Genomic DNA, 577 nt, shown 5'->3' on the forward strand with positions numbered 1-577 from the left:
GTGGAGACGGCCGAGGGGCCTGTGCCGCTGGGGGACCTCGCCGAGGTCTCGCGAGTGCCGGTGCCCGCCCGGGTGACGTCCTCGAACGGCGAGCGGACCGCCGTCGTCACGGTGACCCCGGACGACGAGGACCTCGGGGCCGTCTCGCGCCGGGTCACGCAGGCCGTGGCGGAGCTGGACCTGCCCGAGGGCGTCACCGCGGCCGTGGGCGGCGCGGCGGAGCAGCAGGCGCAGACGTTCCGGGACCTCGGACTGGCGCTGCTGGCTGCCGTGGCGACCGTGTACGTCGTGATGGTGGCGACGTTCAACTCGCTGCGCCAGCCGCTCGTGCTGCTCGTGTCGATCCCCTTCGCCGCCACGGGCGTGTTCCTGGCGCTGCTGGCCACCGGCACGCCGCTGGGACTGTCCACGATGATCGGGCTGCTCATGCTGGTGGGCATCGTGGTGACGAACGCGATCGTGCTGATCGACCTGATCAACCAGTACCGCCGCGACCGCGGCATGACCTTGGACGAGGCGATCGAGGTGGGCGCGCTCAACCGCGTGCGCCCGGTGGTGATGACGGCCCTGGCCACCG

1 protein-coding gene is annotated in these 577 nt (G+C 72.6%); it reads left to right on the forward strand.

Annotated features, from left to right (window positions below; genetic code table 11):
- On the forward strand, nt 1-577 hold a 577-nt coding region (locus ACFWJO_RS41180; RefSeq protein WP_386873555.1), incomplete at both ends, for an efflux RND transporter permease subunit.

It is taken from the genome of Streptomyces sp. NPDC127092, assembly GCF_042722475.1.
In the GTDB taxonomy this organism is placed as follows: domain Bacteria; phylum Actinomycetota; class Actinomycetes; order Streptomycetales; family Streptomycetaceae; genus Streptomyces.